The following is a 26,353-nucleotide window of genomic DNA, read 5'->3' on the forward strand; positions in this document are numbered from 1 at the left end:
TGCTTTACGAACCGACCTTGCGCTTGTTCCAGACGTCGAAGCCGACCGCGGCCAGGAGCACCAGACCCTTGATGACCTGCTGGTAGTCCGTGCCGATGCCGACCAGCGACATCCCGTTGTTGAGCACCCCGAGCACCAGGCCGCCGATGATGGCGCCCAGCACCGTGCCGACGCCGCCGGTGGCGGAGGCACCGCCGATGAAGGCGGCGGCGATGGCCTCGAGCTCGAAGTTGATGCCGGCCTGCGGCACGCCGGCGTTCAGCCGCGCCGCGTAGACCAGTCCGGCGAGGGCGGCGAGCACGCCCATGTTCACGAAGACCAGGAAGACGACCCGCTTGTCCTTGACGCCGGAGAGCTTGGCCGCCGCCTGGTTGCCGCCGAGCGCGTACACGTGGCGGCCGACGACGGCGTTGCGCATCACGAAGCCGAAGACGATGAGCAGTCCGGCGAGGATGAGCAGCACGATCGGCACGCCGTGGTAGCTGGCGAGGGTCATGGTGAAGGCGACGACGCAGGCGACGATGGCGAGCAGCTTCAGCAGGAAGAAGTTGCGCGGCAGCACGTCCAGGTCGTACGCGAGCTGCTGGCGGCGGTCACGGATCTCCTGGACGACGGTGATGGCGATCACCACGAGACCGATGAGCAGCGTCAGGTTGTGGTAGTTGGTGTGCGGCCCGACCTCGGGCAGGAAGCCGTTGCCGATCTTCTGGAAGCCCTGCGGGAAGGGCGAGATGGACTGGCCCTCCAGGAAGATCTGCGTGCCGCCGCGGAAGAGCAGCATGCCGGCCAGGGTCACGATGAACGACGGGATCCCGACGTACGCGATGAAGTAGCCCTGCCAGGCACCCGCGACCGCGCCGATGAGCAGGCAGGCGACCAGGGCCAGCGGCCACGACACGTGGTGGTGGATGATCATCACCGCGGCGGCCGCGCTGACGAAGGCCGCGAGCGAGCCGACGGACAGGTCGATGTGGCCGGCGATGATCACGACCATCATGCCGATGGCCAGGATCAGGATGTAGCTGTTCTGGCCGATGAGGTTGGTGACGTTCTGCGGTTTGAGCAGGATGCCGCCGGACCATATCTGGAACAGCGCCGCGATCAGCACCAGCGCGATGATCATGCCGTACTGGCGCATGTTGCGCCGTGCCGCCTGCAGCAGGAGGCCGGCGGCCCCGCCTCCCGTGCCGCCGCCCCCGGCGGTCGCGGCCGCGCCCCCGGCGGGCGGCGGAGGAGTCTTGTCGGTCTTCACCGGGCTGCCCATCTCAGTTACCTCGGTCCATGGTCATGTGGCGCATCAGCACTTCCTGCGTCGCGCTCTCGCGCGGGATCTCCCCGGTCAGCCGCCCCGCCGACATCGTGTAGATGCGGTCGCACATGCCGAGCAGCTCCGGCAGTTCGGAGGAGATGAAGACGACGGCCTTGCCCTGGGCCGCCAGGTCGTTGATGACCGTGTAGATCTCGTACTTGGCGCCGACGTCGATGCCCCGGGTGGGCTCGTCGAGGATGAGGACCTCGGGTCCGGCGAAGATCCACTTGCTGAGGACGACCTTCTGCTGGTTGCCGCCGCTCAGCTTGCCCGTGGTCTCGAAGACCGTCGGGGTCTTGATGTTCATCGTCGAGCGGAAGGACTCGGCGACGCGGGCCTCCTCGTGCTGGTTGACGACACCGCGCCGGGCGACCTTGGACAGGGCGCTGAGCGAGATGTTGCGGCTGATGTCGTCGATGAGGTTCAGCCCGTAGTGCTTGCGGTCCTCGGTGACGTAGGCGATGCCGTGGCCCACCGCCTCCGGGACGGTGCGGGTACGGATCTCCTCGCCGTGCAGGTAGACCCGGCCGCTGATGCCGCGGCCGTAGGAGCGGCCGAAGACGCTCATGGCCAGTTCGGTGCGGCCGGCCCCCATCAGCCCGGCGATGCCCACGATCTCGCCGCGCCGGACGTTGAGGGAGACCCCGTCGACGACCTTGCGTTGCTGGTCGATCGGGTGGTGCACGGTCCAGTCCTCGACGGCGAAGGCCACCTCGCCGATCTCCGGCTCCCGCTCGGGGAAGCGGTGGTCGAGGTCGCGGCCGACCATGCCGCGGATGATCCGCTCCTCGGTGACGGTGTTCTCGCCGTCCTCGTCGGTGGCCTTCATGTCGAGCGTCTCGATGGTCCGCCCGTCGCGCAGGATGGTGATGGAGTCGGCGACCCTGGCGATCTCGTTGAGCTTGTGCGAGATGATGATGCAGGAGATGCCGTGCTCCTTGAACTCCAGGATGAGGTCCAGGAGCTTGCGGCTGTCCTCGTCGTTCAGGGCCGCGGTCGGCTCGTCCAGGATGAGGAGCTTGACCTCCTTGGACAGCGCCTTGGCGATCTCGACGAGCTGCTGCTTGCCGACGCCGATGTCCGCCACGCGGGTGGACGGGGCGTCGGCCAGCCCGACCCGCTTCAGCAGCCGGGCCGCGTGCAGCATCGTCTCGTTCCAGCTGATGACACCGCGGGTGGAGTGCTCGTTGCCGAGGAAGATGTTCTCGGCGATGGACAGGTAGGGCACCAGGGCGAGTTCCTGGTGGATGATCACGATGCCGCGCTGCTCGCTCGCGCGGATGTCGCGGAACTCGCAGGTCTCACCGCGGAAGAGGATCTCCCCTTCGTAACTGCCGTGCGGATAGACCCCGCTGAGCACCTTCATCAGGGTCGACTTGCCCGCACCGTTCTCACCGCAGATGGCGTGGACCTCGCCCTCGGCGACAGTCAGGGTGACGTCGGAGAGCGCCTTGACCCCTGGGAAGGTCTTGGTGATGGAGCGCATTTCGAGGACGGGTCCGGCCATTCCTGCTTTCCGTTCTCCTCGGGTGGTGGGAGGGGGGATCGTCGGTCGTGCTCCGGGCTCCGGACTACTGGAGCTCGGACTCCTTGATGTAGCCGGAGTCGACCACGGTCTCCTTGTAGTTCGACTTGTCGACGCTGACCGGCGGCAGCAGGTAGGTCGGGACGACCTTCTTGCCGTTGTCGTAGGTCTTGGTGTCGTTGGTCTCCGGCTTGCCGCCGGTCAGCACCGCGTTGCCCATCTGGACGGCGACCTTGGCGAGTTCGCGGGTGTCCTTGTAGACGGTCTGGGCCTGCTCGCCCGCGATGATCGACTTGATCGAGGCGACCTCGGCGTCCTGGCCGGTGACGATCGGCAGCGGCTTCTGGGCGGTGCCGTAGCTCACGCTCTTCAGCGCCGAGATGATGCCGCGGGAGATGCCGTCGTACGGGGACAGGACCGCGTCCACCTCGTCGGAGGTGTACGACTTGCTGAGCAGGTCGTCCATGCGGGCCTGGGCGGTGGCGCCGTCCCAGCGCAGGGTGGTGACCTGGGTCATCTCGGTCTGGCCGCTCTTGACCACCAGCTGCTTCTTGTCGATGTACGGCTTGAGGACGTCCATCGCGCCGTTGAAGAAGTACTTGGTGTTGTTGTCGTCGGGCGAGCCGGCGAACAGCTCGATGTTGAAGGGGCCCTTCTTGCTGCCGTCCTTCAGGCCCAGCTTCTCGACGATGTAACCGGCCTGGAGCTGGCCGACCTTGAAGTTGTCGAAGGTCGCGTAGTAGTCGACGTTCTCCGAGCCCAGGATGAGGCGGTCGTAGGAGATGACCTTGATGCCCGCGTCGTGGGCCTGCTGCAGCACGTCGCTGAGGGCCGAGCCGTCGATGGCGGCGATCACCAGCAGCTTGTCGCCCTTGGTGATCATGTTCTGGATCTGGGCGACCTGGTTCTCGACCTTGTCGTCGCCGTACTGCAGGTCGGTCTTGTAGCCCTGGGCCTTGAACTGCTTGACCATGTTGTCGCCGTCGGCGATCCAGCGCTCCGACGACTTGGTGGGCATGGCGATGCCGATGGTGCCGCCCTTCCCCCCGTCCTTGTCGCCGCCGCCGGTGTTGTCGCTCTGCCCGCAGGCGGTCGCGGTGGCCCCGAGGGCGAGGGTTGCTATCAGCGCGGCTGTGGTGCGCAGGTGTGCGGCTCTGGCGATGCGCATGGCTGATCAGATCCTTTCGGCGGCCAGGCGGGGGTCGGTCGCCTGGTCCGGGTCGGTCGCGATGTCCTGGGGGAAGCGGTGGAGCGGGCCCGGCAGTCGCGCGCCCAGCGGGGAGTGCCCGCCGTCCGCGCCCAGCCGGGAGAGCAGGTCGAGCACAAGGCGGCCGCGCCGGACCCGCTCGCGGGCGGTCGACAGGGCGACCTCCCGCAGCTGACGTCCGTACGGGTAGATGCCGGGAGCCTTGCTCAGCCCGAACTTGAGGTAGATCGGCGCACCGCGGCGGATCAGCTCCGCCGCATCGTAGAGCCGTACGAAGCCGCCGAGGTCGTCGGGGGCCTCGATGTAGAAGTCCATCGGCGCCCGGCTGACCCGGCGGATCTCGGTGATCTGCTGGAGGGTCAGGTCGGAGGGGATGTTGATGGAGTCGGCGCCGAGGCGCTCCCACACCGCGTAGGCCGCCGGGTTGACCGGGCCGACCAGCGCCGAGACCTTGAAGGTGGTGTCGGCCGGCAGCAGCCCCTGCTCGCGCAGCTGGTGCAGCAGCCACAGCACGCCCTCGTCCGCGACGAGCAGGCAGCGCACGCCGAGGGCGGCCGCCCGCAGCGCGTCCTCGACGCAGCCGGCCACCTGGTCGTGACCGCGGGCGCGCAGGCCCCCGCCGCGGGAGTCGGTACGGGTCGCGGCGCCGATGTCCCACGTGCCGCGGGGGCCGGTGAACAGGCAGAGCTCGACGTCGCGTTCGGCGCAGGCGGTGACCATCTCGGTGATCTCCGCGTCCGTCAGCATCCAGATGCCGCTGCCCTGGCTGATGCGGTGGACCGGCACCTCCAGCCGCTCGCTCTCCTCCAACACGGTGGCGAGCGCCTCCGGGCCCTCCACGGAGGGGATCTCGGTGCGCCAGGTGCCGCCGTCGGGGAAGGAGTGCGGGGAGGCGTCGGCCGGGTCGTCCGCCGGCGCGCCGTGACCGAGGAGGGCGAGCGCGTACTGGCCCGGGCGGCGGGCGCCTGAGGCGGCGCCGGCCGTGCCGGGGCTCGGGGTGGGTGCGTCGGTCACGGTGCTCCTTCGTTCTCGTCGTTCGGCATGTCGGACGACGTTCGGTTCATTGGGTGTGGGAGGGCACGGAAGGGACATCGTGTGCCCGCCGTGCAGGGAGCGGTCACGGACGCAGCAGCACCTTCCCCACCTTGGGGTCCCGGCTCCCCAGCAGCTCCAGGGCGTCGGCGTACTCCTCCAGGGGGAGGTCGTGCGTGATCAGCGGAGCGGGGTCCAGGATCCCGGCGTCGAAGGCCCGGACGGTGTGCGCCCAGGCGGCGGGCGGCGCGCCGAAGACCGTGTGCACGGTCAGCTGGCGCACCACCAGGTCGGTCGGGTCGAGTCCGAGCGCCCCCGGCGCGGGGATGCCGGTCAGCGCCAGCCGGCCACCGCGGCGCAGCAGCCCCGCCGAGACGTGGGCCGCGGAGGCGGACCCGGCGGCCTCGACCACCAGGTCGTACGTCCCCTCCTCCGGGCCCAGTTCGGCGGCGGTGCGGAACCGCGTGGCACCGAACGAGGCGGCCAGCTCCTCCCGGACCCGGCCCGTGCCCACCACCAGCAGCTCCGCCGGGGACACCGCGGCCAGGAACTGCACCGCCAGCATGCCGAGCGTGCCGGTGCCGACGACCGCCACCCGGTCGCCGGGCGCGGCCGGGGCCTTCAGCAGCGCCGCCGCCACGCACGCGGCCGGCTCCAGGAGCACGGCGGTGCGCAGGTCGGCGGCGTCGTCCAGGACGTGCAGCAGCCGGGCGGGCAGCGTCAGGGTGTCCGCCATGGCGCCGGGCTGCGTGAAGCCCGTCTCCTCGTACGGGGCGCTGCACAGCGTGGTCTCCCCGGCGTGGCAGCGCTCGCAGACCTGGCAGTTGCGGAAGCCCTCGCCGACGACCTTCCGGCCCACCAGGCCCGCGGTCACCCCGGCGCCGACCGCCTCCACCGTGCCCGACCACTCGTGGCCGGGGGTGACGGGGTAACGGACGTACCCCTCGGGGCGGGTGCCGGCGTACATCTCACGGTCGCTGCCGCAGATGCCCGCCGCGTGCACGCGGACCAGCGCCTCGCCCGGACCGGGCGGCACCGGTCCGGCCGGCGCGACCCGGTGCCGGCCGGGCCCGTCGAGCACGACGGCGCGGGGGGTGTGGACGGTCACTTCGCGCCCTTCGGCTTGCGGCGCTCCCAGCCCTCGGCCCACAGGTCGAAACGGGCCTGCTGCTGGGGGAACTCGGCGGCGGCGTCGACGTCGAGCTCGACACCGAGGCCAGGCGCGTCCGAGAGGGTGAAGCAGCCGTCCTCGCCCACCACGGGGGCGCCCTTGACGACCTTCTTGATCTCGGAGTCCGCGAAGTCGTTGAAGTGCTCGAGGATCTTGAAGTTGGGGGTGCACCCGGCGAGCTGGAGGCTCGCGGCGGTGAGCACGGAGCCGCCCACGTTGTGCGGGGCGACCAGCACGTAGTGGGTCTCCGCGGTGGCGGCGAGCTTGCGGACCTCGTTGATGCCGCCGATGTGCCCGAGGTCGGGCTGGATGATGTCGGCGGCCTGCAGCTCGAACAGCTCGCGGAACTCGTAGCGGTCGTGGATGCGCTCACCGGTCGCGATCGGCAGGTCGGTGTGGGCGGCCACCTTCGCCAGGGCCTTGAGGTTCTCCGGCGGCACCGGCTCCTCGATCCAGCTGGGCTTGAAGGGCGCCAGTTCGTTCGCGACGCGGATCGCGGTCGCCGGGCTGAACCGCCCGTGCATCTCCACCAGCAGCTCGGCCTCGGGGCCGATCGCGTCGCGCACGGCCTCGATGAGGGATATGGAGTAGGAGGTCGCCGCGTGGTCCAGCTCGAAGTGGCCGGTGCCGAAGGGGTCGATCTTCAGGGCGCGGTAGCCCCGCTCCACCACGGCGCGGGCGGCCTTGTGGTACGCCTCCGGGGTGCGCTCGGTGGTGTACCAGCCGTTGGCGTACGCCTTGACCTTCTCGTTCACCTTGCCGCCGAGCAGCTGCCAGACGGGGACGCCCAGCGCCTTGCCCTTGATGTCCCAGCAGGCCATCTCGATGACGGCGATGCCGGACATGACGATCTCGCCGGCGCGCCCGTAGTCGCCGTACTTCATCCGGCTGACCAGGTCCTCGACCGCGAAGGGGTCGGAGCCGGCGATGTGGTTGACCTCCGCCTCGCGGAGGTAGCCGAGCAACGCGTCGGTGTGGCCGAGCATGCGGGTCTCGCCGACGCCCGTGAGCCCCTCGTCGGTGTGGACGAGTACATAGGTGAGATTCCGCCAGGGAGTGCCGACCACATGGGTGCTGATGCCGGTGATGCGCACGGAAGCCGCCCCTTACAGGGTGTGTCGTTCGAGATTTCGTCACACGTTCGAAATGTTGAAGGGAACGTAGTTACGGGCTCCCGGCGGTGTCAATGGGTGTGCCGGGGAGGTGACGGCGATGTTGCCGAAGTGAGTCCGTCCGCCCGTGGCGCGCACCGCGCCGTGTCCGAAACCCCGAACGGGGGTGGCGGGTACGCCCTAGCGTCCGACCGCGCCCGGCCCGAAGGCCGCCGCGTAGACCAGTCCCGCCAGCTTCGCCTGACCCTCGGCGCTCGGGTGGAACCAGTCCCAGGGACTCAGCTCCTTCTGGGTGAACCTGTAGTCGAAGACCGCGCCGTCGTCGTAGCGGCAGCGCTCGAGGCGCGCGCACTCCTGCCGCAGGACGTCGTTGTAGGCCATCACCCGTTCGCGTACGGTCCGCCGGCGGTCTTGGGCGGCCGTGGTCATCGACTGCGCGTCGGAGAGCATCGACGGGCACAGGCCCAGCTTCCAGATCTGCCGCCCCAGCGCGTTCTGCCGGCCGACGTCCCACAGGCGCATCAGGTCGGGCACGCTCGCGACGAAGACCTGGGCCTTCGGCAGGTCGCGGTCGAGGGTCCTGAGGGCCGCGGAGAAATCCTTGCGGTATTCGGCCACCGGGGTCATGCGGTCGGTGCTGCGCGCGCACGCGTCGTTGGCCCCCATCAGGATCGTCACCTGCTGCGGCCGCAGTTCGACCGCCTTCTTCGCCTGGGCCGCCAGGTCGTGCATCTTGGCGCCGCTGGCCGCCAGGTTCCAGCTCTCGGTGGCGGGCTTGTCCAGCACCCGGGAGGCCACGCTCTCCACGGACTTGCGGCTGCCGGTCGCCCAGGACAGGTCCGGACAGTCCGTCAGGATCCCGCAGGCGTCGAAGGCGCGGGTGATGGAGTCCCCGAGCGCGGCCAGCGAGGCCGGGGTGGTGTCCCACACCCGCGTGGGGCGCTTCTCCGCGCCCGCCCGCCCCGCGGCGGCGGCCTCGGTGCTGTTCGGGCCCTGACCGGCCGAGCAGCCGGCCGCGAGTGCCGTCGTGAGCAGGGTGACCAGCACGATCAGGGCGCCGCTGGCCCCGCGCGGGAGCGACTGGCGCATCCGTTCTCCCTCGGACGAGTGGGTGACTTCTCGCTGATCCCGACAGTACGTCACTCCTCGCCTGACGCCGCGCGGTAGCTTTTTCCCTGACAGGTGGTGCGAAAGAGGTGATCAGAGGTCAGATCTTGTCTCATTCGTTATGATTAGTGCAGAATGTCCACTGCTGTCCCGGATGGCTCGGTTATGGGCGTGAGGCCGCTGGGGAAGGCGTACCTCGTCCCACACTGGAGGTCCCGGTGACGACACGTGGAGTTCTGTACGTGCACTCCGCGCCACGCGCGCTGTGCCCGCACGTCGAGTGGGCAGTGGCGGGCGTCCTCGGCGTGCGCGTGAACCTGGACTGGATCCGCCAGCCCGCCTCTCCGGGCACCTGGCGGGCCGAGTTCTCCTGGCAGGCGGAAGCCGGCACCGCCTCCAAACTGGCGTCCGCGCTGCGCGGCTGGCACCTGCTGCGCTTCGAGGTGACGGCGGAGCCGTCGGCCGGCTCCGAGGGGGAGCGCTACAGCAGCACCCCCGAACTCGGCATCTTCCACGCCGTCACCGGCATCCACGGGGACATCCTCATCCCCGAGGACCGGCTGCGCGCCGCGCTCGCCCGCGCCCGCAAGGGCGAGGCCGACCTGGAGACGGAAGTCGCCAAGCTGCTCGGCAAGCCGTGGGACGACGAGCTGGAGCCCTTCCGCTACGCGGGTGAGGGCGCCCCCGTGCGCTGGCTGCATCAGGTCGTCTGACGTTCCGCCACCCGCGGCGGTGCCGTGGTGCCTTCCGGCGCCGGCGGGCCGTCGCCGGTGCGTGCCGCGGCGCCGGGCCACCACACCGTGGGGCCGATGTCCCGTACCAGCGCGGGCAGCAGGAACGAGCGCACCAGCAGGGTGTCCAGCAGCACCCCGAAGGCGACGATGAAGGCGATCTGCACCAGGAAGGCCAGCGGGATCACCCCGAGCGCCGCGAAGGTGGCCGCGAGCACGACGCCCGCCGAGGTGATCACCCCTCCGGTGGCGGTCAGCCCGCGCAGGACGCCCCGCCGCGTGCCGTGGGCCAGCGTCTCCTCGCGGACCCGGGTCATCAGGAAGATGTTGTAGTCCACGCCGAGGGCCACCAGGAAGACGAAGCCGTACAGCGGCACCGAGGCGTCCGTCGCCGAGAAGCCGAACACGTGGCGGAAGACCAGCGCCGACACCCCCAGGGTGGCCGCGAAGTTGAGGGCCACCGTGGCGACCATCAGCAGCGGCAGCAGCAGGCTGCGCAGCAGCGCCCCGAGGATCACCAGGATGATCGCGAGGACGACGGGGACGACCAGGGTCCGGTCGCGCTCCGCGGTCCGCTGGGTGTCCAGCTGCTGGGCGGTGTAGCCGCCGACCACCGCCTCCGCGCCGGGCACCGCGTGCACGGCCGTGCGCAGCCGCTGCACCGTGGCCTTGGCGGCGTCGGAGTCGGCGGCGTCGTCCAGCGTCACCTCCAGCAGGACCCGGCCGCCGGCGACGAGCGGCTCGCCCCCGCCGGGGCGGCCCGAGGCGGTGCGCGGGGCGACGGAGTCGACCCCGGCGGTGCCGGCCGCGGCGCGGGTGACCTGGTCGAGCCGGTCCGCCTCCGCGATGACCACCGCGGGGTTCCCCGATCCGCCGGGGAAGTGCGCGCCGAGGACGCGCTGGGCGGTCACCGAGGGGGCCTGGTGGACGAAGATCTCGTCCAGCGGCACCCCGCGGGCGGTCAGCGCGGGGGAGAAGGCGGCGCAGCCCACCAGGACCAGCAGGCTCACGGCCCAGACCCGGCGCGGCGCGCGGTCCACCAGGGCCGCGATCCGCCGCCACACGCCCTCGCCCTCCGGGCGCCGCTCCCGCGGCCGGGCGGGCCAGTAGGCGGCGCGGCCGAGCAGGAGCAGCGCCGCGGGCAGGAAGGTCAGGCTGCTCGCGACGGCGCAGACGATCCCGACGGCGCCGACCGGGCCGAGGGCGCGGTTGTTGGTGAGGTCGCTGGCGAGCAGCGCGAGCAGGCCGAGGGCCACGGTGGCGGCGCTCGCCACGATCGCCCCGGCGGAGCGGCGCAGCGCGGCCCGCATCGCCGCGAACCGGTCGCCGCGGGCCGCGAGTTCCTCGCGGAAGCGGGCGGCCAGCAGCAGCGCGTAGTCGGTGGCCGCGCCGATGACGAGGATCGACAGGATGCCCTGGACCTGGCCGTCGACCCGGACGAGGCCGTGGTCGGCCAGCACGTAGACCACCCCGCAGGCCAGGCCGAGCGAGAAGACCGAGCCGACGATGATGACCAGGGGCAGCAGCAGGGCGCGGTAGACCAGCAGCAGGATCGCCAGCACCACGCCGAGCGCGGTGAACAGCAGCAGCCCGTCGATGCCCGCGAAGGCGTCGCCCAGGTCGGCCTGCGAGGCCGCGGGTCCGGCGACGTGGGCGGTGGTCCCCGCGACGCCGGCCGCGGTGTCCTGGATCCGGCCGACGGCGTCCCCGACCTCCCGGCCGAGGTCGGGGCGCAGCTGTACGACGCCCTGCAGGGCCCGGCCGTCCTCGGAGCGCACCGCGGGGGAGGGGCGCCCGGCCACGCCCTGCGTGCCGGACAGCGAGGCCAGGGCGGCCGTGGCGGCCTGCTGCTGGGCGTCCGTCACCGGGCCGCGGTCGGCGGTCCAGACGACGATCGCCGGCACCGTCCCGTTCCGGGTGAAGGCCGTCCGTTCGGCGACGGCCTTCGTGGACTCGGCGCTGCGCGGCAGGAAGGCCGCCTGGTCGTTGGTGGAGACCTCGCCCAGCTTGCCCGCGTACGGGCCGAGGTTGCCCCCGATGCCCAGCCAGGCGACCAGCACCAGCACGGGCAGCAGCCAGCGGACGGCGCGCGGCAGGGATGTCATCGCTCTCTCCCGTGGGACGTGGAACCGGGGGATTCTCCCCCGCGAGGAAGGGTATATCTCAGCGATTGAGTATCTTGATAATCGAGATTATTTACGATGGGGGGGTGCCCGACAACCTCCAGGACGAGTCCCCGACCGGGCTGCAGGCCTTCGCCGTGCAGCTGCGCCGGATGAACGGCGAGTTCAACCGCATCGCGCAGGACTTCGCGCAGAGCCAGAAGCTGCACCACACCGACGTGCAGGCGCTGGTCGCGATCCTCGACGGCGACGGCCAGGGCGGCGCCATGACCCCCGGTCTGCTCCGCGAACGCCTCAACCTGACCTCCGGTGCCGTCACCGCCTGCCTCGACCGGCTCGAACGCACCGGCCACATCCGCCGCACCCGGGACGCCGCCGACCGCCGCGTGGTCCATCTGCACTACGCCCCGCGGGGCAGGGCGGTGGCCCGGGAGTTCTTCCGCCCGCTCGCCCACGGCACCGACGCGGCACGCGCCCGCTTCACCGAGGACGAACTCGCCGTCGTGATGCGCTTCCTCGCCGCGATGAACGACGAGCTGACGGCCCTGCGCGCCCCCGTCCAGGACTGAGCGGCCGCCGTCACGGCCCCGCCGCGCCCTCCCGGGCCGCCGCGGCGATGTTGCGCGCCATGCCGCCGAACACCACCGAGTGGAACGGCGACACGCTCCACCAGTACGCGTGGCCCGCCAGCCCGCGCGGGTGGAACAGCGCCCGCTGCCCGTAGACGGTGCGCCCGGCGACGTCCCGGCCGGCCGTCAGCTCCAGCCAGGCCATGCCCGGCAGCCGCATCTCGGCGCGCAGCCGCAGCAGCCGGCCCGGCTCGATCTCCTCCACCCGCCAGAAGTCGAGCGAGTCGCCCGCCCGCAGGTGCGCCGCGTCCCGCCGCCCCCGGCGCAGCCCGACCCCGCCCACGAAGCGGTCGAGCCAGCCGCGCACGGCCCAGGCCAGCGGGAAGGAGTACCAGCCGTTGTCGCCGCCGATGCCCTCGATGACCCGCCACAGCGCCTCGGGGGACGCGTCCACGACCCGCGTCCGGCGGTCGGCGTAGAGGGAGCCGCCCGCCCAGTCCGGGTCCGTCGGCAGCGGGTCGCTCGGCGCGCCGGGCACCGCGGCCGACGACCAGCGGGTGACCACGTTCGCCTCCCGGATGCGCTGCAGCGCCAGGCGCAGCGCCTGCTCGACGCCGATCATCCCCTCGGGCGGGTCCGGCACCCACCGTGCGATGTCGTGGTCGCGGCAGACCACCTCGTACCGCAGCGACTCCGTCAGCGGTCGCGCGATGCCGGCGGGCACCGGGGTGACCAGGCCGACCCAGTGGCTCGACAACCGCGGCGTCAGCACCGGCACCGGCACGATCAGCCGCGGCGGCAGCCCCGCCACCCCGGCGTACTTCAGCATCATGGCGCGGTACGTGAGCACGTCGGGGCCGCCGATGTCGAAGGCGCGGCTCACCTCGGGCGGCAGCGTCGCGCAGTCCACCAGGTAGCGCAGCACGTCCCGTACGGCGATCGGCTGGATCCGGGTGCCCACCCAGCGCGGGGTGACCATCACCGGCAGTCGTTCGGTGAGGTAGCGCAGCATCTCGAAGGAGGCCGAGCCGGAGCCGATGATCACCGCGGCCCGCAGGGCCGCCGTCGGCACGCCGGAGGCGAGCAGCACCCGGCCCACCTCGGCGCGGGAGCGCAGGTGCGGCGACAGTTCGCGCTCGGGCACCGCGGCGGGGGTCAGCCCGCCCAGGTAGACGATCCGCCGGACGCCCGCGGCCCGCGCGCGGGACCCGAAGACCTCCGCGGCCCTCCGGTCGGTCCGCTCGAAGTCCCGCCCGCTGCCCAGGGCGTGCACCAGGTAGTACGCGACGTCCACGCCCTCCAGCGCCGCCGCCACCGACCCGGGGTCCGTGACGTCGCCCTTGACGACCTCCACCTCGCCCGCCCAGGGGTGGTCGCGCAGCTTGCCGGGCGTACGGGCCAGGCAGCGCACCCGGTGCCCGGCCTCCAGCAGTTCCGGGACGAGGCGGCCGCCGATGTAGCCGGTGGCGCCCGTCACGAGGCAGGTGAGGCTCATCGCGGACTCCCCGCGTCACGGGCGTACGGGCCGGCCGCCGGCTCCGGCGGCAGCAGGGCGCGCAGCACGGTCGCCAGGGCCGCCAGCGCGGGCAGGGCCACCGTGAGCAGGAGCGGGACCAGCGGGGCCCGGGCGTGGTGTGCGGCCGGCGCGGTGCCCGTCGGGCCGGTGGCCGGGCGGGCGGCCGTTCGCAGACGCGGGCTCATCGCGCTCCTTCCGTTCCCGGGGCGGTCAGTGCGCCCGCCACCTCCGGCGGCAGCGGACGCAGCCGCAGCAGGCCGGCCACCAGGCGGGTCGTCAGGGCGTGCCAGGTCCCGGCGCCGCGCAGCATCGCGTGGTCGCCGCCCGGCACCACCAGGTGGCAGGCCCGGGCGCCCGCCTCCCGGGCCCGCCGGGTCAGGGTCAGCGAGCCCGCGGGGTCGGTGACCCGGTCCCGGTCGCCGTGCAGCAGCACCAGTCGGCGTCCGGCCAGGTGCCCCACCGGCTCGCCCTCCGGGCACCACGGCGCCAGCCCCACGACCGAGCCCACCAGCGGGTGCCCGGCCGCCCGCAGTGCCGCCCGGCCGCCCATCGAGTGCCCCACCAGCACCACGGGCACCTCCCCAGCCCGTTGCCGCAGCGCCTCCAGCGCCCGCAGGGCGTCCCGCGCGGCGTCCTCCCGTGCGCCGTTCCAGCCGCGGTGCCGGTAGCGGACGCCCGCCAGCGCCACCTCGTGCCCGGCCGTGGCCCGGCCGATCGCGCGGACGAACGGACGCATCCGGGCCGCCGGGAGGTTCCACGGCGGGGGCGGTTCCAGGCCCTCCGCGCGGCCGCCGTGCAGCGCCAGGACGGCAGCGCGGGGCCGCCGGGGCAGCACGTACGGGACCAGCGCCGGACGCGGCCCGCCGTCGCCCGCTTCGTCACCGTACGTCATCGGATCCGCCTCTCTCGTGCGCTCTCCGTCATTATCGGCCGCCCTTCGCGGCCCCGCCCGTCACGTGCCTCCACCCATGGATTCGCCGCCGCGGGCACGGCGGATTGCCCTACGGACCAATCCGCCCCGCCGCGGGCTCCGAACCACCCAGCAGGGAGTGGAACGCGACGAAGGGACGGCACGTGACCGACAGAAGGCGAAGGGTGGCCGTCGTGGGCAGCGGGGTCGCCGGGCTCACCGCCGCCTACCTGCTGCAACGGCACTGCGACGTAGCGCTGTTGGAGGCCGACGACCGCCTCGGCGGACACGCGCACACCCACGACGTCCCCTCCCGCGACGGCCGGGTGACCGCCGTCGACAGCGGCTTCATCGTCCACAACGAGCGCACCTACCCCCACCTGCTGCGGATCTTCGCCGAACTCGGCGTCCCCACGCAGGAGTCGGAGATGAGCATGTCCGTCCGCTGCGAGGGCTGCGGACTGGAGTACGCCGGCGCCCGCGGCCCGTCGGGGATCTTCGCCCAGCCGCGCAACGCGCTGCGCCCCGCCTACCTGCGTATGCTGGCCGAAGTGCCCCGATTCCACCGCCTGGCCCGGCGGCTGCTCGCGGAGGGCGGTTCCGACGACACCGCCACGCTGGGGGAGTTCCTCGGCGCGGGGGGGTTCTCGGCGTACTTCACGGCCCATTTCATGACCCCCCTGGTGTCCTGCGTCTGGTCCTGCTCGCCGCGGACCGCGGCGCACTACCCGGCGGAACACCTCTTCCGCTTCCTGGACCACCACGGGATGCTCTCGGTCGACGGCTCACCCACCTGGCGCACCGTCACCGGCGGCTCACGCGTCTACGTCGAGCGCATCGTCAAACGGCTCTCCGCGGTCCGCACCGCCACCCCCGTGCGCGCCCTGCGGCGGCACGCCGACGGCGCCGACGTCGTCACCGACGACGGGGAGACCGAGACCTACGACGCGGTGGTCGTCGCCACCCATCCCGACCAGGCGCTGCGGCTGCTCGCCGACCCCACCGCGGACGAGCGCGCGGTGCTCGGCGCCATCCCGTACTCCCGCAACCCGACGCTGCTGCACACCGACACCGCGGTGCTGCCCCGCAACCGCGCCGCCCGCGCCTCCTGGAACCACCTCATGCCGTCCTGCGCCCCCGACCCCGGCGGGGTCCGCGTCAGCTACGACATGAACCGCCTCCAGCGGCTGGACACCCCCGAGCGCCACATCGTCACCCTCGGCGACGACGGACGGGTCGACCCCGCCCGGGTCCTCGCCCGCATGGTGTACGAGCACCCCGTCTACACCCCCGGGTCGCTGGCCGCGCGCCGGCGGCTGCCCGCCCTCGCCACCCCCGTCACCGTCTACGCCGGGGCCTACCACGGCTGGGGCTTCCACGAGGACGGCTGCCGCTCCGGCGCCGAGGCCGCCCGCCGGCTGGGGGTGAGCTGGTGACCCCGGCCGGCCTGCCCGCGCAGGTGCCCGCCCTGTACGAGTGCACGATCACCCACGTCCGCACCCGGCCGCTGCGGCACGCCTTCACCCACCGCACCTACATGTGGCTCACCGACCCCGCCCGGCCGCCCCGGCTCCCCGCCGCGCTGCGGCCGCTCGCCCGCTTCGACCCGCGCGACCACTTCGGCGGACGGCACCCGACCGTACGGGCCGCCCTCGACGCCTACCTCGCCGTGCGGGGCGTCGACCTGCACGGCGGGCCGGTCCGGATGCTCTGCCACGCCCGGGTCCTCGGCCACGTCTTCAACCCGCTGACCCTGTACTGGTGCCACGACCCGGCCGGCGCCCTCGTCTGCGTCGTCGCCGAGGTCCACAACACCTACGGGGAGCGGCACGCCTACCTGCTGCACACCGACGAACGCGACGGCGCCCACGTCGCCAAGGACTTCCACGTCTCGCCGTTCTTCCCCGTCGACGGCGGCTACCGCATGCGGCTGCCCGAGCCGCACGACCGGCTGCACCTCACCGTCCACCTGGAACGCCCCGGCGGCGGCACCCCGTTCACCGCCACCGTGCGCGGCGAACGCCGCCCGGCCACCGCGCCGGGCCTGCTGCGCGCCGCCGCCCGCCACCCCTGGTCCACGGCCGCGGTGTCGGCCGGCATCCGCCGGCACGGCATCCGGCTGCTGCTGCGCGGACTGCCCGTGCAGCACCGTCCCGTCCACGCGCCCCAGGAGGGTTTCGAGTGACCACGTCCACCACGTCCGTCCCCCTCTCCGCCTCCGCCGCCGCCCGCGCCACCGGCGTGGACCCCCGCCGCTGGCCGGACGTCGCCGCACCACCACGCTGCTCCCGCCTGCGCGCCGCCGCCGCCGGCGCCGTCGTACGACGCGCCCTGAGCCGGCTGCCGCTGCGCTGCCGCCTCGGCGAGGGCGGCCCCGTACTCGGCACGGGCGGTCCCGCCGTGCTGATCGCCGACCCCGAGGCCTTCCACCGCCGGGTCGGCACCGGCGGCCTCATCGGCTTCGGCGAGTCCTACATGGCCGGCGAATGGGACGCGCCCGACCTGACGGCCGTCCTCACCGTGCTCGCCTCGCACGTCACCGAACTCGTCCCACGGCCGCTGCAACGGCTGCGCCCCCTGTGGGCGCACCGGCAGCCCTCGGAACGGCGCAACACCCTCGACGGCGCCCGCGGCAACATCCACGCCCACTACGACCTGTCCAACGAGCTGTTCTCGCTCTTCCTCGACGAGACCCTCACCTACTCCTCGGCCGTCTTCCGCGGCTTCCCCGCCCGGCGCGCCCAACTGGCCGCCGCACAGCACCGCAAGATCGACCGGCTGCTCGACCTGGCACGCGTCGGCGAGGGCACCCGGCTGCTGGAGATCGGCACCGGCTGGGGCGAACTCGCCGTCCGCGCCGCCCGCCGCGGCGCCGAGGTCGTCTCCGTCACCCTCTCCGAGGAGCAGCGCCGGCTCGCCACTGACCGGATCGCCGCCGCGGGGCAGCAGGACCGGGCCACCGTCCGGCTGCGCGACTACCGGCAGGTGACCGGGAGCTTCGACGCCGTCGTCAGCGTCGAGATGATCGAGGCCGTCGGCGCCGAGTACTGGCCGGCGTACTTCACCGCCCTGGACCGGCTGCTCGCCCCCGGCGGCACGGTCGCCCTCCAGGCGATCACCATGCCCGACGAGCGCATGCTCGCCACCCGCGACACCCACACCTGGATCCAGAAGTACGTCTTCCCGGGCGGCCTCATCCCCTCGCTGGAGGCGATCGACCGGACCCTCGACGAGCACACCGCGCTGCGCGTCGCCTCCTGCGACGGCTTCGGCCCGCACTACGCCGAGACGCTGCGGCTGTGGCGCGAGCGCTTCACCGAACGCGCCGCCGACGTCGCCGCCCTCGGCTTCGACGAGACCTTCCGCCGCATGTGGACCCTCTACCTCGCCTACTCCGAGGCCGGCTTCCGCTCCGGCTACCTCGACGTGGTCCAACTGCGGCTGACCCGTGGGGAGGCCGGCAGGTGAGGGGCGCCGCGGACACCCTCGCCCCGCTGCTGGAGCGGTTCACGGGCGGCCCGCTGCCCGTACGGCTGCGGGCCTGGGACGGCAGCACGGCCGGGCCGCGCGACGCCCCGCTGGTCGTCCTGCGCTCCCGGCGCGCGCTGCGAAGACTCCTGTGGCAGCCCGGCGAACTCGGCCTCGCCGAGGCGTACATCACCGGCGACATCGACGTGCGCGGCGACCTCACCGAGGGGCTGCGCGCCCTGTGGCACGCCACCCGGGACGGCGGGCTGCGCCCTCCCCGGCTGACCGCGGGCGACCGGCTCCGCGCCGCCGGCGCCGCCTTACGGCTCGGCGCGGTCGGGCCGCGCCCGCCCGCCCCCCGCGGCCGCGCCAGGCTCCACGGCACCCCGCACACCAGGAGCCGCGACCGGGCCGCCGTCAGCCACCACTACGACCTGTCCAACGACTTCTACGAACTCCTCCTCGACCCCTCCATGGCCTACTCCTGCGGCTACTGGACCCGCGACGACGACCCCACGTACGGCCTCGCCGACGCCCAGCGCGACAAGCTCGAACTCATCTGCCGCAAGCTGGACCTGCGCCCCGGCACGCGGCTGCTCGACATCGGCTGCGGCTGGGGCGCGCTCGCCCTGCACGCCGCCCGGACCCACCGCGCGCAGGTCCACGCCGTCACCCTCTCCGCCGCCCAGCGGGACTTCGTCCGCGAGCGGATCCGCCGGGAGGGGCTGGAGCAGTACGTCACCGTCGAACTGCGCGACTACCGCGACCTGGAGGGGGACGGCGGCTACGAGGCGGTCAGCGCGGTCGAGATGGGCGAGCACGTCGGCGACGAGCACTACCCGCGGTTCGCGGCCGCCGTCCACCGCATGCTGCGCCCCCGGGGCAGGGCACTGGTGCAGCAGATGTCCCGCGGGCGCGCCGCCCCCGGCGGCGGCGCCTTCATCGGGACGTACATCGCCCCCGACATGCACATGCGGCCGCTGGGCCGCACCGTGAACCTGCTGGAGGACGCGGGGCTGGAGGTCAAGGCCGTGGAGTCGCTGCGCGAGCACTACGTGCGCACCGTGCGGGCCTGGCTGGCCACCCTGGAGCGGCGCTGGCCCGACGTCGTCCTCCTGGCCGGCGAGGAGACCGCCCGTGTGTGGCGGCTGTACCTGGCGGGCGGCGCGCTGGCCTTCGCGGAACGCCGCATGGGCGTCGACCAGATCCTCGCCGTACGGCCCACCGCCGACGGCACCGGTGCCCCGGCCGGCACGCCCGCCGCCTGGTACACCGGGTGGTGAGGGCGATGGACGGCTTCCCCTGGGGCGCGTTCGGGGCGGGCGCGGCCGTGGCGGCCGGGGCCGCGCTCGCCGTCATGCTCGCCACCTTCGCCTTCGCGCTGTCCCGCGGCCGGCACCGCTACGTCGACGTCGCCTGGGGCGCGGCCTTCACGGCGGTCGCCGCGTCCGCCTACGGCATGTCCGCCGGGCACGGCGACCCGGCCCGCCGCGCGCTGGTGTTCGCGCTGACCGCCGTGTGGGGCCTGCGGCTCGCCGTCCACATCGCGCGCCGCGGGCGCGGCCACGGCGAGGACCCCCGCTACGAGGTCTTCCTGGCCAAGGCCCCCGGCAGCCGGGCCGCCTACGCCCTGCGCGCGGTGTACCTGCTGCAGGGCGCGCTCGTCCTGGTCGTCTCGCTGCCCGTCCAGGCCGCCTCGTACGTCCCCGGCCCGGTCGGCCCGGCGGCCGTCGTCGGCGCGCTGCTCTGGCTCACCGGCCTGCTCTTCGAGGCCGTCGGCGACCACCAACTGGCCCGCTTCAAGGCCGACCCGGCGAACCGCGGCCGCATCATGGACCGCGGCCTGTGGAGCTGGACCCGGCACCCCAACTACTTCGGCGACTTCTGCGTCTGGTGGGGCCTGTTCGCGCTCACCTGCGACGCCTGGCAGGCCGCCGTGGTGTCGGCCGTCTCGCCGCTGCTGATGTCGTACCTGCTCACCCGGGGCAGCGGCAAGGCCCTGCTGGAACGCCACATGGCGGACCGCCCCGGCTGGGCCGGCTACGCCGCACGCACCAGCGGCTTCTTCCCCCGGCCGCCGCGGGGGCAGGGCGCTGCCCCGCCCCGGTGAGCGGCGGCCCGCGGCGCCGGGCCGAGCGTGGGGGTGCCGGGTGGCCCGGCGGTCCGGCGCGGGGTGTGCGCGGGCGTCGCTGCGTGCCGCGGGCGCCGTGGCAGCGGGCCGAGTGGCGTGGCCGGGCGGGGCGGGTGGTCGGACGGTCGCGGGCGGCCGGAGGCGGGGTGCCGGGGTGGAACGGCTGTCCCCTCCGTGTGTTCACGGCCGCAGAGGATGCCGCGCTTCCCGGGCGGAAGGCCGCCCGTCCGCAGGCCGGTTGACGCGGCTCACCTCCGGGGAGGGCCGCTACTTGGCGCGGGCGCCGCGGAAGCGGGCGAGGGCCTCGTCGAGGTCGACGAGGGGGGCGGGGTAGTCCAGGGCGGCGCGTTCCGCCTCGGGGAGCCGCCAGGGGCGGTGCACGGCGCCGCCCGGCACGTCGGCCAGTTCCGGCACCCAGCGGTGCACGTAGGCGCCGTCCGGGTCGAAACGGCGGGCCTGCACCAGGGGGTTGAGCACCCGGTTGGGGCGGGTGTCGGTGCCGGTGCCCGCCACCCACTGCCAGTTCAGCTGGTTGTTGGCGACGTCGCCGTCCACCAGCAAATCCAGGAAGTGCGCGGCGCCGATCCGCCAGTCCACGTACAGCGTCTTCGTCAGGAAGCTCGCGGCCAGCAGCCGCGCCCGGTTGTGCATCCAGCCCTCGTGCCGCAACTGCCGCATCGCCGCGTCGATCACGGGGTAGCCGGTGCGGCCCTCGCGCCACGCGTCCGCCTCCGGGCCGTCGCCGCGCCAGCGGTCGCCGCGCGTGCGCAGGTCCCGGGAGGCGGCGTCGGGGCGGGCGGCGAGCACCTGGTGGTGGAACTCCCGCCACGCCAGCTGCCGTACGAACGCGTCCGCGCCGGGCCCGCCGGCGTCCCGGCCGCTCCGGACCAGTTCGGTGGCCGACAGGCAGCCGAAGTGCAGGTAGGGCGAGAGCCGGGAGGTGGCGTCGCCCGCCAGGTCGTCGTGCCGGTCCTCGTACGCGGAGAGCCCCGACGCCCGCCAGGCCCGCCAGCGTTCGCGGGCCTCGGTCTCCCCGCCCGCGGGCAGCCCGGGCGAGGTGTCCTTCGGCGCCTTCGGGAGCGGGCGGGACGTCACGCCGTCCGGCACCCGGACGGTGCGGGGGGCGCCCAGCGGGTCGCGCAGGTCCACGGTCTCCCAGCGCCGGAAGTACGGGGTGAACACCCCGAAGCTGTCCTTGCCCGCCGGGGTCACCGCACCGGGCGCGACCGCCGTCAGCACGGCGTCGTGCACCCGCAGTTCACGTCCGGCCCCGGTCAGCGCCTTCCGCAGCCGCTCCTCGCGCCGCGCGGCGTAGCGGCTCACCCCGGCGGCGATGTGCACCTGCCCGGCACCGGTCTCCTCGGCGACCCGGCAGGTCTCGCGTGCCACGTCCCCGCGGCGCAGCACCAGCCGTCCGCCGCGCTTCCGCAGCCCCTCGTCGAGGTCGGCGAGGCAGTCGGCGAGGAACGCGGCGCGGTTGGGCGCGGCGAAGCCCGCCGCCTCGATGGCCTCGTCGAGCACGAACAGGGGGACGACCTGGGCGGCGGAGTCGAGGGCGGCACGCAGGACGGGGTTGTCGTGCAGCCGCAGATCGGCGGTGAACAGGCAGATCGACGTCGTCGTCACGTCCGTTGCACTCCTCCTGGCCGGTGGTGCCGCCCGGCGAGCCTATGGCGCCGCCCCTCCCCACGCCGTGAGGCGCCCCGCCGCGTCGCGCTCCGCGACCCCGCAGGGGCGCGGCGTGCCGGCGTTGCCCGAGCTGGGCCGCGTTCCCCGGCCGTCCACGCGTCGGTGTGCCGCCTCGTGGCACGGCCTCCCGGCGATGCCGTACGAGTCGTGTGCCGGGCGTCCGGGTGCCTCCGTGGCGCCCTCAGCGGCGGCCCGTGCCGCGCACCGCGCCCGGGGCGGGCCGGTGCGCGGCACGGGTGCTACGCCGGGAAGGTCACAAGGGCCAGCGGGTCGGAGGTGGGCCGGGGGGAGCCGCCGGGGGGCTCGACGGTGATGCCCATGCCGGAGGCGCCGTCGACGGCGCCCTGGAGGAGGACGGCCTGGGTGGTGTCGCCACCGGACGGCTTCGGCATGAGGCCCGCGGAGCGCATCGTGTCGCCGTCGGCGTACCAGAGCTGGTAGACCCGGTCGCCGGTCAGCGCCGGCATGCCGTGGGCGAAGAACACTGCGCGGTCCTGGCTGCGGGAGACGACCACCGTGCCGTTGGCGCCGCCCGCGAGCTTCGCGGAGGTCGTGACGGCGTCGGGCGCCGCCAGGACCCGGGAGATCTGCTCCGCCTGGGCCTGGGTCTGCCGGTTCTCCTGGCGCAGGTCGCCGAGTTGTTGCTGCTGCCAGACCGCGACCCCGCCCAGTGCCGCGGCCGCGGCGAGGCAGGCCGCCAGGGCGAAGCGGACCCGGCGCCGGGCGGGCTGCGAGGCGCGGCGGCGCGTCGCCCGGGCCGCGGCGCGGGGCGGCTCGGGCACCGACGGCGGCTCCTGCCGCACGTTGGCTATGAGCCGCATGACGTCGTCCTTCACGCGGGGCGGGACGGGCTCGGCCGCGGCGAGCCCGAGGCGGGCGGCGGTCGCCGCCAGCTCGCGCACCTCCAGCGCGCAGGCCTCGCACTCCGCGAGGTGGCGTTCGAACTCCGCGCGCTCGTGCCGCGTCAGCGCGTCGACGGCGTAGGCGCCGGTGAGGGTGTGCAGTTCGGCCTCGGTGCTCACGCGGTCACCCCCAGGCAGTCGCGCAGCCGTATCAGCCCGTCCCGGAGCCGGGTCTTGACGGTGCCCAGCGGCAGCGCCAGCAGCTCGGCGACCTCCCGGTACGTCAGCCCCCGGTAGTAGGCGAGGGTCACCGACTGGTGCTGCACCTCGGTGAGGGTGCGCATGCAGCGCCGCACCTGTTCGGCCTCCAGCCGGGCCTCGACCTGTTCGGTGACCTCGTCGTAGGCGGGGGTGCGCTCCAGCAGCGCCGCCTTGTGCTCGCGGTCGGCCGCCGCGTTCGCGGACCGCACCCGGTCCACGGCCCTGCGGTGGGCCAGGGTCATCACCCAGGTCATCGCGCTGCCCTTCTCCGGCCGGAAGCGGGCGGCGGTGCGCCACACCTCCACCAGCACCTCCTGCGTCACCTCCTCCGACTGCGCGGGGTCCCTGAGCACTCCGCGCACCAGCCCGAGCACCGGTCCGCTCACGGCGTCGTACAGCCGGGCGAAGGCCTCCTGGTCGCCGCGCGCGACGGCGAGCAGCAGCTCCGAGGGGTCCGGCCCCTGCCGTGCGGGCCTGCCGAACCGCAGCGGTTCCCTCACCACACCTCCAGCGTTCGATTCCGGGTGTCGCGGACAAGTGTCCCGTCCGGCATTCGGCGCCGCGAGCGTTTCGGATGGGTCCGTCGTACCGTGGCACTCATGTCCGACACCACTTCAGCAGCAGTTCTGGGCACCGGGATCATGGGTGCCGCGATGGCCCGCAACCTCGTCGGGGCCGGCCTCGACGTCCGCGTGTGGAACCGAACGAAGGAGAAGGCCGAGCCGCTCGGCAAGGACGGCGCACGCGTCGTCGACACCCCCGCGGAGGCGGTGGACGGTGCCGACGTGGTGGTGACCATCCTGCACGACGCCGACTCCGCCCTGGAGACCATGCGGCAGGCGGCGCCGGCGCTGCGTAAGGGCGCGGTGTGGGCGCAGTGCACCACCGCGGGCGTGGCCGCCCTCGGGGCGTTCGCGCAGTTCGCGCGGGAGCACGGCGTCGTCTTCCTCGACTCGCCCGTGCTGGGCACCCGGCAGCCCGCGGAGAACGGGCAGCTCCTGGTGCTGGCCGCCGGGCCGCAGGAGGCCCGGCAGAAGGTGGCGCCGGTCTTCGACGCGATCGGCAGCCGCACCGTGTGGGTGGGGGAGGACGCGGCCGAGGGCGCCGCCAGCCGCCTCAAGCTGGTCGTCAACAGCTGGGTGCTGACGGTCACCCACGGCACCGCCGAGGCCCTCGCGCTCGCGAAGGGCCTCGGCGTGGACGCAGCGGACTTCCTCCAGGCCGTCTCCGGCGGCACCCTCGACATGGGCTACCTGCGGGCGAAGTCGGCGGCGGTCCTGGCCGGCGACTTCACCCCCAGCTTCGCCGTGCACACCGCGGAGAAGGACGCCCGGCTGATCGTGGAGGCCGGGGAGTCCGCCGGGGTCCGGCTCGACGTCATGGCGGCGGGCGCCGAGCGCTTCCGCCGCGCGGCCGAGCTCGGGCACGGGGCGGAGGACATGGTGGCCTCGTACTTCGCGAGCTTCGAGAAGTGATCACCCGATGTGCGGGAAGAGGCTGGTGAAGGACGCCGCCGCCTCGGCCGGGTCGCGGCCGAAGGGGGCGTCCAGGTCCCAGATGAGGAAGAGCAGGAAGGCGATCAGGGCGCTGTAGAGCCCGGCGAGGACGAGTTCCCGCCGGGAGCGCCGGATCTGCAGGCTGAAGATCAGTCCCACCGCGACGAGGGCGCCGGTGACCAGGCCGAACCACACCACCCCCGGCATGGTCGGACCGGCGTTCTCGCCGCGTCCGGTGCGCGCGTCGTCGGCGGCCGCGACCTGGTCGACGACCGGCTGGTACGCCTGGTTGGCCAGCGGGGTGCGCGGTTCGAAGTCGGTCACGTCGCGGCGCACCTTGTCGAGGAGCTCCGAGCCGCGCCCGGTGTTCTCCCCGTGCTTGATCATGTAGGGCAGTTCGGTGTGCGCGACGTAGGAGACGTACGCGTCCACGTCGGCACGCACCTGGTCGCGGACCTCGGCCGGGTAGACCTGGACCCGCTGCCGCACCTCGTGCAGGGCCTGGGTCTCGCGGTGGAAGGTGTCCTCGGCGCCCCCGCGGGCCTCCCAGACGCCGGCGATGGCGAGGCCGAGGACGATGGCGTACACCACGCCGATCATCATCGTCATGTACTCGATGACGTCGGGGGTCTCCGAGGGGTCGTCGTCGTCCCCGATGCGGCGGTGGTTGATGAGCACGATGGTCAGCACCACGGCGCAGGCCGCGGCCATCGCGATGCCCAGGACGAGCCAGTCCGACATCGATCACCTCCGGGAGCGGGCTTGGGAGCGGGGTTTGAGCGCCGCGGCGGACAGGACCGCCGGGGCGGTGACGAGCAGCATGAGCTGGACGATGCTCGGCCCCTCGGGCGGGGGCGGCGCGCTCGCCTTGCGGTAGGCGACCACCGGGAGTTCCGCGCGGGGCGTGGGGGTCGGGGTCGGGGTGGGCGTGGGTGTCGGGGTGGGGGTCGGCGTCGGCGTCGGCGTCGGTGTCGGGGTGGGGGTCGGCGTGGGTGCCGGGGCCGGTGCGCGGCGCACGGGGCGGGCGGGGGTGGGGCGCGGCGCCGGCCCGCAGGGGTGCCGCCAGGACACCGAGCCCCGTGAACCGCCGCCGTCGGTGCGGGCGTTCACCGTCGACTCGTACGCGGGACAGTGCCGTCGCCGGACGGTCGCGGACGAGCCGTCCTTGCCCGTGCGGGCGTCCACGGTGTCCCCGCCGTGCGTGACCCGGGCCCGGGTCTCCCCGTCACGTGTCTCCACCCGGACGGCCCCGCCGCCGGTCTCCACCCGTACGGTGCCGTCGGGCAGGAACCGGACCACGGGCGGGCCCGGTGGCCCGGGTGGGTCGTGCGCGTACGCCGTCCCCCCGGCCGCGCCCGGCACCAGCACCGTCAGCGCCGCGGCCGCCGTGAGGCCGGCCCCCCTCAGCCAGATGCTCATGGACACGATCCTGCGCGGGGCCGGGCGCGCCCATCCGGGGGATGCGGCCAATCCCCCCGAAGGGCTGATTCGTCAGCTCAGGACACGCCGCAGCGCACGCCGGGCGCGGTCGGGGGCGCTCCGGTCGCCGAAGAGCTGGACGGCGTGGTTGAGGGAGAAGTAGATCCCGTTCAGCTCGAAGACCAGCTGCTCCGGGTCGGTGTCCGGGGGCAGTTCGCCGTGCTCCACGGCGGCCCGGATGTCGCGGGTCAGCCGGCGCCGCCAGACGGTGTAGAGCCGGGCGACCGCGTCCCGGACCGGCCCCTCCCGGCCGTCGAACTCCACGGCGGAGGCGGTGAACAGGCAGCCGCCGGGGAAGGCCTCGCGCTCGCGGTCCAGGTAGGTCACCCAGGCCTCGCAGATCGCGGTCAGCCGGGCGAGGCCGGGGGCGGCCCCCGACGCGGGCACCCACACGGCGCGCGTGAAGATCTCCGAGGCCCGCCGCAGCGCGGCGATCTGCAGGGCCTCCTTGGTACCGAAGTGCCCCAGCAGCCCGGACTTGCTGATCCCGAGGTCGGTCGCGAGCCGGCCGATCGTGAGGCCCTCCAGACCCTCCACGGAGGCGACCGCGACGCTGCGTTCGATGATCCGCTCACGGGTGTGGCGCGCCTCGGCGGCGGACTTGCGTGGGCTCATGCGCCCATCGTAGCCACCCCTCCGCCTTTAGAGTCCGACCGATCGGTCGCTATAGTTCGG

At 73.8% G+C, this 26,353-nt stretch carries 25 protein-coding genes; 8 read left to right on the plus strand and 17 right to left on the minus strand.

Going from position 1 to position 26,353, the window contains the following annotated elements; all coding sequences use genetic code 11:
* Positions 1-4 precede the first annotated feature (4 nt).
* The 7 genes from mmsB to ABZ479_RS20140 all read right to left on the minus strand — a co-directional run bounded on the left by mmsB (position 5) and on the right by ABZ479_RS20140 (position 8,445).
* Positions 5-1,264, minus strand: coding sequence for a multiple monosaccharide ABC transporter permease (mmsB, locus tag ABZ479_RS20110; RefSeq protein ID WP_499598731.1), 1,260 nt, complete (start codon positions 1,262-1,264; stop codon positions 5-7).
* 1 nt (position 1,265) lies between these two features.
* Complete coding sequence (gene mmsA, locus ABZ479_RS20115) at positions 1,266-2,816, minus strand: multiple monosaccharide ABC transporter ATP-binding protein (RefSeq protein WP_500462848.1); 1,551 nt, start codon at positions 2,814-2,816, stop codon at positions 1,266-1,268.
* Positions 2,817-2,880: 64 nt separating this feature from the next.
* Complete coding sequence (gene chvE, locus ABZ479_RS20120) at positions 2,881-4,002, minus strand: multiple monosaccharide ABC transporter substrate-binding protein (protein ID WP_499598728.1); 1,122 nt, start codon at positions 4,000-4,002, stop codon at positions 2,881-2,883.
* A gap of 6 nt (positions 4,003-4,008) precedes the next feature.
* Positions 4,009-5,055: a hypothetical protein gene (locus ABZ479_RS20125; RefSeq protein WP_499598727.1), complete on the minus strand. Its 1,047-nt coding sequence runs from the start codon at positions 5,053-5,055 to the stop codon at positions 4,009-4,011.
* 103 nt (positions 5,056-5,158) lie between these two features.
* On the minus strand, positions 5,159-6,181 hold the full coding sequence (locus tag ABZ479_RS20130; protein ID WP_500462849.1) for a zinc-dependent alcohol dehydrogenase: 1,023 nt from the start codon (positions 6,179-6,181) through the stop codon (positions 5,159-5,161).
* A complete protein-coding gene (locus tag ABZ479_RS20135) occupies positions 6,178-7,338 on the minus strand; it encodes a mandelate racemase/muconate lactonizing enzyme family protein (protein ID WP_499598724.1) in 1,161 nt (386 codons plus the stop codon). Before ABZ479_RS20135 ends, ABZ479_RS20130 begins: the two co-directional genes overlap by 4 nt.
* A gap of 198 nt (positions 7,339-7,536) precedes the next feature.
* A complete protein-coding gene (locus tag ABZ479_RS20140; RefSeq protein WP_500462850.1) occupies positions 7,537-8,445 on the minus strand; it encodes an SGNH/GDSL hydrolase family protein in 909 nt (302 codons plus the stop codon).
* Between the two features lie 236 nt (positions 8,446-8,681).
* On the opposite strand from ABZ479_RS20140, the gene ABZ479_RS20145 reads away from it, so the two are divergent.
* Positions 8,682-9,176 (plus strand): DUF3145 domain-containing protein, encoded by a 495-nt coding sequence (locus tag ABZ479_RS20145; protein ID WP_499598721.1) that lies wholly within the window; start codon positions 8,682-8,684, stop codon positions 9,174-9,176.
* Here ABZ479_RS20145 and ABZ479_RS20150 read toward each other — a convergent pair.
* Complete coding sequence (locus ABZ479_RS20150) at positions 9,164-11,299, minus strand: MMPL family transporter (RefSeq protein ID WP_500462851.1); 2,136 nt, start codon at positions 11,297-11,299, stop codon at positions 9,164-9,166. The two genes, ABZ479_RS20145 and ABZ479_RS20150, sit on opposite strands and share 13 nt — an antisense overlap.
* A gap of 170 nt (positions 11,300-11,469) precedes the next feature.
* Here ABZ479_RS20150 and ABZ479_RS20155 point away from each other — a divergent pair, with 170 nt between their 5' ends.
* Positions 11,470-11,886: a MarR family winged helix-turn-helix transcriptional regulator gene (locus tag ABZ479_RS20155; RefSeq protein ID WP_500462938.1), complete on the plus strand. Its 417-nt coding sequence runs from the start codon at positions 11,470-11,472 to the stop codon at positions 11,884-11,886.
* 10 nt (positions 11,887-11,896) lie between these two features.
* Here the strand turns inward: ABZ479_RS20155 and ABZ479_RS20160 are convergent, their stop codons facing one another.
* Genes ABZ479_RS20160 through ABZ479_RS20170 form a run of 3 tightly spaced genes read right to left on the minus strand, consistent with a single transcriptional unit; the run spans position 11,897 to position 14,294 of the window.
* Complete coding sequence (locus ABZ479_RS20160) at positions 11,897-13,381, minus strand: SDR family oxidoreductase (protein ID WP_500462852.1); 1,485 nt, start codon at positions 13,379-13,381, stop codon at positions 11,897-11,899.
* Positions 13,378-13,587 carry a hypothetical protein gene (locus ABZ479_RS20165; RefSeq protein ID WP_500462853.1) on the minus strand — a complete coding sequence of 70 codons (210 nt, stop codon included), beginning with the start codon at positions 13,585-13,587 and terminating at the stop codon, positions 13,378-13,380. The genes ABZ479_RS20160 and ABZ479_RS20165 overlap by 4 nt, the downstream gene beginning before the upstream one ends.
* Entirely contained in the window at positions 13,584-14,294 is a 711-nt protein-coding gene (locus ABZ479_RS20170) for an alpha/beta hydrolase (protein WP_500462854.1), read from the minus strand. The genes ABZ479_RS20165 and ABZ479_RS20170 overlap by 4 nt, the downstream gene beginning before the upstream one ends.
* Before the next feature lie 182 nt (positions 14,295-14,476).
* Between ABZ479_RS20170 and ABZ479_RS20175 the strand changes: the two genes are divergently transcribed.
* The 5 genes from ABZ479_RS20175 to ABZ479_RS20195 are packed head-to-tail and all read left to right on the plus strand — an operon-like array spanning position 14,477 to position 19,890.
* The gene (locus ABZ479_RS20175; protein ID WP_500462855.1) at positions 14,477-15,748 is read left to right on the plus strand and encodes an NAD(P)/FAD-dependent oxidoreductase; all 1,272 of its coding nucleotides are present in this window, start codon (positions 14,477-14,479) and stop codon (positions 15,746-15,748) included.
* The gene (locus tag ABZ479_RS20180; protein ID WP_500462939.1) at positions 15,742-16,497 is read left to right on the plus strand and encodes a DUF1365 domain-containing protein; all 756 of its coding nucleotides are present in this window, start codon (positions 15,742-15,744) and stop codon (positions 16,495-16,497) included. Before ABZ479_RS20175 ends, ABZ479_RS20180 begins: the two co-directional genes overlap by 7 nt.
* Positions 16,494-17,780 (plus strand): class I SAM-dependent methyltransferase, encoded by a 1,287-nt coding sequence (locus tag ABZ479_RS20185; RefSeq protein WP_500462856.1) that lies wholly within the window; start codon positions 16,494-16,496, stop codon positions 17,778-17,780. The genes ABZ479_RS20180 and ABZ479_RS20185 overlap by 4 nt, the downstream gene beginning before the upstream one ends.
* A complete protein-coding gene (locus ABZ479_RS20190; protein ID WP_500462857.1) occupies positions 17,777-19,063 on the plus strand; it encodes a class I SAM-dependent methyltransferase in 1,287 nt (428 codons plus the stop codon). Before ABZ479_RS20185 ends, ABZ479_RS20190 begins: the two co-directional genes overlap by 4 nt.
* A gap of 5 nt (positions 19,064-19,068) precedes the next feature.
* Positions 19,069-19,890 carry a DUF1295 domain-containing protein gene (locus ABZ479_RS20195; protein ID WP_500462858.1) on the plus strand — a complete coding sequence of 274 codons (822 nt, stop codon included), beginning with the start codon at positions 19,069-19,071 and terminating at the stop codon, positions 19,888-19,890.
* Between the two features lie 288 nt (positions 19,891-20,178).
* On the opposite strand, the gene ABZ479_RS20200 is transcribed toward ABZ479_RS20195, so the two are convergent.
* From ABZ479_RS20200 to ABZ479_RS20210, 3 genes are all read right to left on the minus strand, one after another.
* Positions 20,179-21,537, minus strand: a complete 1,359-nt coding sequence (locus tag ABZ479_RS20200) for a cryptochrome/photolyase family protein (RefSeq protein ID WP_500462859.1) — start codon at positions 21,535-21,537, stop codon at positions 20,179-20,181.
* A gap of 302 nt (positions 21,538-21,839) precedes the next feature.
* Positions 21,840-22,622 carry an anti-sigma factor gene (locus ABZ479_RS20205; RefSeq protein WP_500462860.1) on the minus strand — a complete coding sequence of 261 codons (783 nt, stop codon included), beginning with the start codon at positions 22,620-22,622 and terminating at the stop codon, positions 21,840-21,842.
* A complete protein-coding gene (locus ABZ479_RS20210) occupies positions 22,619-23,203 on the minus strand; it encodes a sigma-70 family RNA polymerase sigma factor (RefSeq protein WP_499599331.1) in 585 nt (194 codons plus the stop codon). Before ABZ479_RS20210 ends, ABZ479_RS20205 begins: the two co-directional genes overlap by 4 nt.
* Before the next feature lie 99 nt (positions 23,204-23,302).
* Between ABZ479_RS20210 and ABZ479_RS20215 the strand changes: the two genes are divergently transcribed.
* Positions 23,303-24,178 carry an NAD(P)-dependent oxidoreductase gene (locus ABZ479_RS20215; RefSeq protein ID WP_500462861.1) on the plus strand — a complete coding sequence of 292 codons (876 nt, stop codon included), beginning with the start codon at positions 23,303-23,305 and terminating at the stop codon, positions 24,176-24,178.
* Here the strand turns inward: ABZ479_RS20215 and ABZ479_RS20220 are convergent, their stop codons facing one another.
* From ABZ479_RS20220 to ABZ479_RS20230, 3 genes are all read right to left on the minus strand, one after another.
* The gene (locus ABZ479_RS20220; RefSeq protein ID WP_500462862.1) at positions 24,179-24,940 is read right to left on the minus strand and encodes a bestrophin-like domain; all 762 of its coding nucleotides are present in this window, start codon (positions 24,938-24,940) and stop codon (positions 24,179-24,181) included.
* A 3-nt stretch (positions 24,941-24,943) separates the two neighbouring features.
* On the minus strand, positions 24,944-25,618 hold the full coding sequence (locus ABZ479_RS20225) for a hypothetical protein (protein WP_500462863.1): 675 nt from the start codon (positions 25,616-25,618) through the stop codon (positions 24,944-24,946).
* Positions 25,619-25,690: 72 nt separating this feature from the next.
* Positions 25,691-26,293: a TetR/AcrR family transcriptional regulator gene (locus ABZ479_RS20230; RefSeq protein ID WP_500462864.1), complete on the minus strand. Its 603-nt coding sequence runs from the start codon at positions 26,291-26,293 to the stop codon at positions 25,691-25,693.
* Positions 26,294-26,353: the final 60 nt, after the last annotated feature.

Source organism: Streptomyces sp. NPDC005722 (assembly GCF_040630935.1).
In the GTDB taxonomy this organism is placed as follows: Bacteria; Actinomycetota; Actinomycetes; order Streptomycetales; family Streptomycetaceae; genus Actinacidiphila.